Below are 8,952 nucleotides of genomic sequence, written 5' to 3'. Positions count from 1 at the left end.
TTAAGAAACAACTTTGTATAAATAAAAACTTCTCAAGCTTATTTTAAGCTACTTTCTCAGTGTTTAAAAAACTTTCAATGAAATAATGTTTTCTCAACTACTTTTTTGCTTAGCAACGATTTGTAAAGATATTTATCGATTAGAAATAAACTATCAACAAGTTCTTAAACGACTGAATAAAAAACCAGCGAAGCTAACCGAAAAATACCTTTAAACGACTTTTTCAAAATAATTGTAAAAATCTTTCAGCGATTGAATTTTTCATAAAAAGAGAATAATAAAGTAGGGAAGTGGTTTACTTTCAGTTTTAGCGGTTCTGACCTATGCTGGCTAACGGTTTTGGCTAGGCTTTGTGCGGGATTGAAAATCGATAAGATTTTCGAACACGGACTAAGCCGAAGCTTTTTGTTTGGATTTGTTTCTTTGTTTTTCACAAAGCCAAATCAACAAGATTTGGCGACTTAGTAAATATACACAAAACTTTGAAGTTGGCACAAAACCCGCATGAAGTTTAGCCGGTGTTGTAAGTTGGCTTTTATCTAATAAAAATTTCTAAATCGAATTATATATAAACTATTTCAATATTTAAGTTTATATATTTTTTATAGTTTTCATTTAACCAGTATAAAAACAAAATTATCGTGTTTATTTTATAAGTATTTTTCAGTTTTTTTCATTAACTGTGATTAGCTTTATTTAAGTTTATCATAGATTTTTATAATTCCAATTATTATTGCTACGATAAATATAATACTCATTACTAACTTAAAATATATGAAATAAAATTTCTTAGTTAGTTTCATGTCATATATTCCTGTAGATTCAATTCCAGATAAAATTTCATTTTCTTTAATTATTATATCTATCTCAAATTTGTCTTTGTCTAGTAAAAAATAACGAATTCCATTATTTATGTTTGGTTGCTCTTCAATTTTTTCATAGAAATCAATATTGTGTTTATTTAACTCATTTTCAAATAATATTTTATTTTCTAAAGGAATATAAAGCTTAAAATGATCTTTTTCTTTAATAAAAAATTTACTTTTCAAAGTAATATATTTACGATAATTATTGTTTCAATTTGTTTAATTTCAACTTTATATTTTATTATTTCAAGCTTACTTACAACGGTTTTGTATAAGATTAGTGTGGGAGGTAGACAATCGAAGAATTGTCAGCCGAGCCACAAGCTTATACTTATTTTATGTTTTTATCTTGTCGACCTAAAAATACTCAAATAAGTATGAGCGACAATATAAACAGACCTAAAACTTTGGGAAAACCATAAAAACCCACATTAATTTTATACAGTGTTGCCTGCTGGCTTTTTCTTTTATGATTTCAACTGTATTAGTTAATTGATTTTCAGTATTCTATATTTTTAGTTCGTTTTTTTTCTTTAATTTATATTGAATTCAGTTATTATGATAAAATTTTTTCCGAGTTATGTTAATTTTTTCCACTTTCAACCATATTCAGAATACTGATAATAATTAGAATTAAAAGGATTCAACTTAAATACAATTTTCTGCTTATTTATATTTTTTGATTTTATCAAAGTTAAATATATATGGAGCAATCCAGCCTCCAATAATTGAAAATGTAATTGGAAATAAAATCATATACCCTATTTCAATTTCTAACAAAATATATTTTACAATAAAAATTATTAACAAGCCTATTAAAAAAAAGATTATTGCACCGAAATTGTATTTAGCTATTTTTTCAGGAAAAATTCCAGCTCTTGCGTGACGATAAGAAATTCGATAAATACAATATATTATATAGTTTAAAAAATTTTTCATTTTGGTTTTTATTTAGTGCTTGCTGGCAACGGTTTTGGCTAGGCTTTGTGCGGGAAGAAAATCGCCAAGATTTTCGAACACGGACTAAGCCGAAGCTTTTTGTTTGGTTTTGTATCTTTTAGTTTCACTAAGCCAAATCAACAAGATTTGGCGACTTAGTAAATATACACAAAACTTTGGAGTAGGACAGAACCCGCATGAAGTTTAGCCGGTGTTGTGTACTGACCTTTAAGAATTTAATTTTCTCAATCTATTTATTTCATTTTCAGTTACTTTTTTAATGAATTTTTTCATTTCCTGTATGTGATTTTTAATTTCTGCTTCTTTTATTTCTACACTTCTAGTATCATTTGGGACTGGAGGAGGAGGAGGAATATATAGTCTTTCAAGATTATTCAAATCTCTACTTGTTCCACATGTATTAATTTCAAATTTATTGTCTTTCAATATAGAGTATATTAACCACTCACTTTTTTTCTCAACAACAGGTTCGCAATATTTATGATTTCTAAACTCAATTATACTTTCATTTTTTAAGTTTCCTTTGAAGGTTTCTTTAACTTTTACCTTAAAAGTTCTCTTTTCGTTATCAATTTCAATTATCTCACCTATTAATACAAATTCTGAATATTCATATTCTTCAACTTGAGCGATATCTAGTCTTTTCATTGGAGCACAAGTGCATGAATAAGTTTCAGAAAAAGATAAAAATAATATTATGAGAAAGATATTTTTCATTTTATTTTCGGTTTGTACACAACGGTTTTGGCTAGGCTTTGTGCGGGTGAAAATCGCGAAGATTTTCGGACACGTACTAAGCCGAAGCTTTTTGTTTGGTTTTGTTTCTTTGGTTTTAACTAAGCCAAATCAACAAGATTTGGCGACTTAGTAAATATACACAAAACTTTGAAGTAAGCACAAAACCCGCATGAAGTTTAGCCGGTGTTAGCTGCTGCATTTTTGATTTAGATATTCCTCAAAAGTCAATGTATGAAGGATTACTTTGTCGTTGAAATAACTAAATTTATTTTCACTTATTTGAGTAGGATAGAAAATATCATTTTCCACTGATTGGAATAAAGTAATGTTAAGTTTTTCATCAAGTTTATTTTTAATAAAGCTTGGATCTACGATCTCTAAATATAATTCTTTATTATATCTGAGTGCTGTTCTTATTGATTCATTTATATGTTCATCACCAAATGAATATCCGATTATATATATTTTTTTGGCATTACACGTATCTTTGTCAAATGCAGATTGCATTTGTTTGAATGGTGTTAGGCTTCCTTTTTGAGCTTTTTGATAACCAGTAATAATATTTGTAATATATATTGGTTTTCCCTTTTCCATTTGAATACTTACTTGGTCATCATTTACAGATAATTCTGGTATTCCAGAAAACAAAATTTCAGGATTAGGTAATCCACCTTTATCTAGCGGTTTTACTTTCCAAAATGCTGAACCATGAAGATTATATTGAATATTACACTCAAAGTCATTGAGAATCTTAGGTACATCCGCTCTGAGTCCTTTCATGTCATCAATGGAATTCGTTGCATGATAACCTTCAAAACATTTGATATTAATATCTTCCAATAAGATTTTAAAAATTCTATCATAATTAAGGGTATACATTCTTATAAAACTGTTCTTTTCAATAGAACTCATCCATTGTTTAAAATTTACACTACATTTAGATTCCTTATTTATTACCGAATTTCCTTCGGTATGATATGCGTATTTTGAAATAACAGAATTTAACTCAGTTATTATTAATGCTAATAGATGTTGTAAAAAATATTGTTTTGGATTTTCATTTTGATATGAATGCTTTGAAAAGATATAATTAGAACCTGAAGGAATATCTAGTAAATATCCGTGCTTTCTTTCCTTATCTTTTATTGAAAAATTAAGAATTACATCTAATTCGTTTTCTTTTAAGAAACTTCGTAATATAGAAGGTGTTTTATTTGTTTTATTGTGCTCTGAATAGTAAACACTTAGTTCTTCGATTACATTGATAATTGTTTCAAAATTTACTTCATCGCTAGAATATCCGTTTTCAATGAGTCGATTATAGATGAATTCCGTTATTTTAGTTTTTGAGTTTTTAATAGGAAAACCAGAGTTTCTTACCAATTCAGTCAATTCAGACGTCAATGGTCCATTCCAGTTTATCATGGCTCCTGCTCCGAAAAGAAATACTTCTGTTTGTTTTTTCAATGTTGCTGCTAACGGTTTTGTATAAAAATCAGTTTGGGAGAAAGGGGCATAGCCTTTTCGAGCGTACTGATTTAGTTAGTTTAAAAGTACAGAACTTAGGGAAAGAAACCAAGCCCAAATTGTTTTTATGCGTTGTTGCCTTTTAGCAGTACGGATCATTAATTTTCAATTCTTAGTTTTTCATTTTTCTTCAGTGATTCTACTTTACAATTCATTGAGTAAATCTCAATAATTCCAGACTCCGCGTTGGAATAAAAAATTCAAACACTCAGTTAGAAATTCTAAAAGGGTATTAGTTTTCATTTTTTAATAAATTCTCAACGTTTACAATTTAAATTCAGCGTTGTTACGATATTTTAAAAGAAGCTAGAGTAATATGTATCGTTTATAGTAATATATCAAGGATTTAGAAAGCGAATAGTTTAAATCTCATTTAAAAGAGAGAACTTTCGTGTTTAGTTAAAAAAAAAATGCGGAGTTACGTTATTTCAAGTTTCTAAGAAAAGAAACCGTTCGGCTAACTGCGAAATTTCGGACGAAATTTACGCTGTTAAAGGCAACGGTTTTGGCTAGGAAACGTTTGGGGGTTTGTAAACGATAAATTATCGGATAAAACACCAAACAAAAGCCATTTAATTATTTGTACTTTAAAAATAATGTAAATGGCTTTTGTGACAAAGTAAAGACGAACAAAACATCTAGAAAAGACCAAAACCTAAATGTTTTTTAGCCGTTGTTAGGTAAAGTAACTATGCAGTTCTTTGGAAAGACCTAGTTTCAATATAACTTTCTAAGCAAGTAGGAGTATATGCATAGTTTGAAAAATGACTAAGAATTATATTTTTGTTTGTGTTAAATTGAATATTATCCTTAATATAAATCTTATTCTCTTTTGAATCATTTGTAAGATATTCACAAAAGTTAATTAAGAAGTGTATAAGATATTTACCTCTAAGTATTTCAGTTAAATTGTGATTTCGTAGATATGTATTTGAGTTTTCTACTTCTAATTCTGTTACGTTAATAGCATTAGAATATTTATTCTTGATGTTTTCTAAGGTATAAGTTTTGTTTATTCCTCCAATATTAACTTTGAATAAAGAACTAGGTAGTTTATCATCTAGAGATACTCCTGTACTTTCCAATTTCTCGGTTCTTTTTTTAATTATCAGACTTCTATACCAAGAATTAAATAGCATAATTGATTCTTGATATTGAATAAGTTCATTTTTGTATAGGTCAAGTATTGATATAAATTCACTGTCTCCGTCATTCAAATAAAATTCATTTCTTAAAATTTTTTTCAAACAATCTTCATGGCAATAAAAGTTTTCGATACTATAGGTAGGCGTTTCATATATGTCGGAATTAGCTACTTTATCATCAAAATCGTTATCAATAAAAAAAGCTAGAATATATTCATCTTTTTTATGTTTGATTTTATCATAAATTTTAAGGACATTACTTTTGTTTTTACACTTAAAATTTAAGTATTCATCATTAAAATATTTTTCTATTCTAGAAGAATAATAAGGAGCATCTTTACCTTCATAAAAACAAAATATTTTATTATTATTTTCGTCTTTACAAGAATTTGAGAATTTATGAAACACAACAGAAATACTATTATTCATAGTGTTTTGTATGTTTTCTTTTGTTATTTCTTCCATTTAGTTGATATAATCTTTTAACATAAATGTTTTATTATAAAGACCATGTTCTTCATAAATGAATGGTGAATGTGTAACTGCAAAAAGTAAATCACATTTATTAGAATTAATGATATCTTGTAAAAGTCTTTGTTGCCAAAAGATAGATAATGAAAGTTCTGGTTCATCAAATAAGATTATAAAACGATCATTTTGCTCTAAAAATATTTTTGAAAAAAGTGAAACTATCTGTTTTTCACCTGAAGATAATTTATCAAGCTCTATAACTTTTGTCTTATTATTTTCAATATACTTAGGGTTTTGATGTTGTATGTTAAGAATTACTTCTCTCTCATCATATACATATTTTTTTTCAACAAGATAATTATTGCAAACATCAATAAAGTTTTTTATGGCGTTATCTTGATTTTCAAGATTGTTATATAAGTCTATTAGTTTGTTGACAAAGAAGATAAGTCCCTTATTATCGGTATTACCATTATCAATAAAATCTTGAATCTTTATATGATCTTCAGGGCTTAACTTTTGACCGATCCTGTCAAGCATTATTTTTAATTTATTAATATCTTTTTGTGACCTTATTTTTGTTGTAATATCAGGAAAGTCAGTTAAAAGTTGATGAAGCATTTCCGCTGTAATATCTGAAAAACCAATCATTGATGAATGTGTGATTTGTTTTGTGATATTTTGAATTCTACTGTCAACATCTGTCATACCAAATTGAATTATATCATCTTTATTCTTTTCTTCTCGAGGTAAAAGATTTCTTTTGTTACTGAAAAATTCTTTATCGTTATTAATTCCAATATTTCTTATATCTTCTTCAATACGTCTGTATGTAGGAAAATATAATATTTTACAATCAACAACTTCATCTATAACTTTGATTGTGTCGTAAAATTTATTTCCATCAATTTCATCATAGTATTTTTTTACTAAATCAAAAATATAGAAAGCAGGTGCACCTATTTTTAAACCAGATTTTTTTAGGAGATCATTTAACTCAATTCTTTTATCTTGTTCGGAAGATTTAGTATGATTTATTATCTTACGTATTTTCTTTTCATCGTCTTCTTTTATTTTAGATAAAAACTCACCAAAATGACTAGCGTTATTTTCTTTATCAAGATTAAGATATTTTAATAATGTTTGTTTAGTAAAAACTACTTTTTTTCTACTATTGAATACAACTTCTATTGACTCAAAGTTATAATTACTTAGCCTTTTGAATTTTTTAGAAAGTGTGTAATAAATTATATTTAGAATTGTGGTTTTACCAAGTCCATTTTCTCCAATTAATATTTTAACAGAATCAGATAAATCGATATCTACATCTCTATAGCCATGTAGTTGTTTAATTTTAAATTTTTTAATTTTCATTTCTTGTTATTTTACCTAACGTGTTTGTATATGGTTTGTTGCGTGGTTTAAGCAACTAATTTAGTAAATAATTAACGACCAAGAAAGTCCGCGAGGACTTTCGCAAGTAGGTAAGAAGCCAGCAATAAATTATATACGGTGTTGTAGCCAGTTTTTTTTCTTGTAATTTTCTATTATATTTTCAATAAACTGTTCTTTGTTACCTCTTATCATTTCTATCTGTTCTCCTGCATATAAATCTGAATGAAATTCTCGTAGGTTATTATCGCTCCAAATTATTAATTCTACAATTAATGGTGTAAGTTCAATTCCCTTTTCTGTTAATGTGTATATGTTTGTTTTTTTGTTTTCAGGAAGTTTTCCCTTTATTATAATTTTAAACTCCTCAAGCATTTTTAATCTCGAAGACAAAATATTTGTTGCGATAGCTTCTTCACTCTCAATAAAATCTTTAAATGTTTTTTTATTTTCAGTCAGCATTTGCTTAATAATTACTAAAGACCACTTATCTCCAATAATATCAATTGCACTAGTAATTGGGCAGTCGCATCTAAATTTATGTTCCATTTTCAATTTTGTATTACCTTAAAATTATTTTGTAAAAATACATTTTTTTATTTATTGCTTGCAAAATAAAAGTAATATGTTATCTTTGCTTGCGATTTGCAAGTAATAATTTGATGTAAATAAAATTTGATAAAATGAAAAAAGTATTAGTAACAGGAATTTCAGGATATGTTGGTCTGCACGCAGCGGTGGAATTATTAAAAAATGGATATTCAGTCAAAGGTTCAGTTAGGAATTTATCCAAAAGAGACGAATTAACACGAGCAATTCGAAAAGAAGTTGAGCCCAATGGTAATTTAGAGTTTTGTGAACTTAATCTTTTAAAAGACGAAGGTTGGGCGGAAGCAATGCAGGATTGTGACTATGTGCTACATATTGCTTCTCCTTATGTGGCAAGTGAGCCTAAAGATGAAAACGAGCTGATAAAGCCTGCTATTGAAGGTACACAACGTGCTTTAAATTTTGCTAAAAAAGCAGGTGTTAAGAGAGTGGTTTTAACTTCTTCTATAGTTGCAATGTTTGGTGATGCAAATAAGTCATTAAACATAGAGCAAGATACTTGGACTAATCCAAATGCTAAAAATATGTCCGCTTATGTAAAAAGTAAAACACTTGCAGAAAAGAGTGCTTGGGATTTTATAGAAACTCAAAAAGGGAATAACAAGTTAGAATTGGTTGTTATTAATCCAGGTCCTATTTGGGGACCAACCTTGTCAGATAAACTCTCTGGTGAATCAATGAATATTGTTAAGGATATGATAACTGGTAAAATGCCAATGCTTGCCAAAGTACGCATTAATATGTCAGATGTAAGAGATATTGCCAATATTCACGTTAAGGCTTTAGAGAATGAGAAGGCTAATGGACAACGATTTGTTGTTGCAACTGAAAATCCATATTCGTTTAAAGAAATGGCTCAAATCTTAAAATCAAATGGAAATGCTAAAGTAAGCACTTTAGAAGGTCCAAATTTCTTATTAAAATTTATGTCTAATTTTAATAGCGATTTAAAAGGTATGAAGCCTTTTATTGGAAACACTTATGACGCAGATGTTAGCAAAACAAAGGAAGTGTTCAATTGGAAGCCGATTTCTTTTGAAAAGTCCGTTTTAGACACAGTTCAATCAGTAAAACAACGATTGAACAAATAGTTATTTTTCAATTATCACTCGAATTTCAAACAAAGTTCGAGTGATTCTTTAATTGGCTACAACGGTTTTGGCTAGGATTAGTACGGGATTGAAAATCGACAAGATTTTCGAGCACGGACTGAGCCTAAGCTTTTTGTTTGGTTTTGTTTCTTT

8 protein-coding genes are annotated in these 8,952 nt (G+C 27.9%); 1 reads left to right on the top strand and 7 read right to left on the bottom strand.

The window, feature by feature from the left end:
• Positions 1 to 692: 692 nt before the first annotated feature.
• The 7 genes from GGR97_RS14890 to GGR97_RS14860 all read right to left on the bottom strand — a co-directional run bounded on the left by GGR97_RS14890 (position 693) and on the right by GGR97_RS14860 (position 7,648).
• Positions 693 to 1,049 (bottom strand): hypothetical protein, encoded by a 357-nt coding sequence (locus GGR97_RS14890; RefSeq protein WP_167899324.1) that lies wholly within the window; start codon positions 1,047 to 1,049, stop codon positions 693 to 695.
• A gap of 483 nt (positions 1,050 to 1,532) precedes the next feature.
• Positions 1,533 to 1,805: a hypothetical protein gene (locus tag GGR97_RS14885; RefSeq protein ID WP_167899323.1), complete on the bottom strand. Its 273-nt coding sequence runs from the start codon at positions 1,803 to 1,805 to the stop codon at positions 1,533 to 1,535.
• A gap of 228 nt (positions 1,806 to 2,033) precedes the next feature.
• Complete coding sequence (locus tag GGR97_RS14880) at positions 2,034 to 2,543, bottom strand: hypothetical protein (protein ID WP_167899322.1); 510 nt, start codon at positions 2,541 to 2,543, stop codon at positions 2,034 to 2,036.
• A gap of 207 nt (positions 2,544 to 2,750) precedes the next feature.
• Positions 2,751 to 4,031, bottom strand: coding sequence for an SIR2 family protein (locus tag GGR97_RS14875; RefSeq protein ID WP_167899321.1), 1,281 nt, complete (start codon positions 4,029 to 4,031; stop codon positions 2,751 to 2,753).
• 749 nt (positions 4,032 to 4,780) lie between these two features.
• On the bottom strand, positions 4,781 to 5,701 hold the full coding sequence (locus GGR97_RS14870) for a DUF4435 domain-containing protein (protein ID WP_167899320.1): 921 nt from the start codon (positions 5,699 to 5,701) through the stop codon (positions 4,781 to 4,783).
• Positions 5,702 to 7,081 (bottom strand): AAA family ATPase, encoded by a 1,380-nt coding sequence (locus GGR97_RS14865; protein ID WP_167899319.1) that lies wholly within the window; start codon positions 7,079 to 7,081, stop codon positions 5,702 to 5,704. It abuts the gene before it with no gap.
• 129 nt (positions 7,082 to 7,210) lie between these two features.
• Entirely contained in the window at positions 7,211 to 7,648 is a 438-nt protein-coding gene (locus GGR97_RS14860; protein WP_110358472.1) for a winged helix-turn-helix transcriptional regulator, read from the bottom strand.
• Positions 7,649 to 7,782: 134 nt separating this feature from the next.
• On the opposite strand from GGR97_RS14860, the gene GGR97_RS14855 reads away from it, so the two are divergent.
• Positions 7,783 to 8,799 (top strand): NAD-dependent epimerase/dehydratase family protein, encoded by a 1,017-nt coding sequence (locus GGR97_RS14855; protein ID WP_167899318.1) that lies wholly within the window; start codon positions 7,783 to 7,785, stop codon positions 8,797 to 8,799.
• Positions 8,800 to 8,952: the final 153 nt, after the last annotated feature.

Source organism: Wenyingzhuangia aestuarii (assembly GCF_011927765.1).
Classification (GTDB): Bacteria; Bacteroidota; Bacteroidia; order Flavobacteriales; family Flavobacteriaceae; genus Wenyingzhuangia; species Wenyingzhuangia aestuarii.
The sequence above is the reverse complement of the archived record's forward strand: the minus strand, read 5'-3'. Positions and strand labels throughout refer to the sequence as shown.